This window comes from Aeromicrobium phragmitis (assembly GCF_003674095.1).
In the GTDB taxonomy this organism is placed as follows: Bacteria; Actinomycetota; Actinomycetes; order Propionibacteriales; family Nocardioidaceae; genus Aeromicrobium; species Aeromicrobium phragmitis.
In genome coordinates, this window is record NZ_RDBF01000130.1 from 1 (window position 1) to 401 (window position 401).

A 401-nucleotide genomic window follows, 5' to 3' on the forward strand; every position below is an offset into this window, starting at 1 on the left:
GCTGCAGCTAACGAACGCGTTGAGATCGCAACCGAGGGCGAGCTGCTCACCCGCGGCCTCGGCCTCGAGGAGGTTGATCTTGTCGATCGTCAGGATGGCTGAGGCGAGCACGCCGATGCCGCCGGCGATCGCGAGGAACAGGCCCAGTCCGCGATGCTGCCCGTCCCGCGGGCGCGTGTCATCCTGGAAGTCGCCCGGCGCGGTGCCCTCGGCTGCTGTCGTCATGGGCTCATCCTAAGTCGCCCGCGGTAGCCGCGAAGCCGCTTCATGGGCAGTTTCGGATACTGTGAGTATCTGTTAATGTGACACTGCCGATGTCATATACGGTGACCAGCATCGGCGGATCGGAGATCGAGGCACATGAGCACAGATCACGTGGACGTCCTGATCGTCGGGGCGGG

General features: G+C 64.3%; 1 protein-coding gene. It reads right to left on the bottom strand.

The annotated features are described in order from the left end of the window. On the bottom strand, positions 1-225 hold a 225-nt coding region (locus D9V41_RS16615; RefSeq protein ID WP_208006922.1), incomplete at its 3' end, for a hypothetical protein. Positions 226-401: the final 176 nt, after the last annotated feature.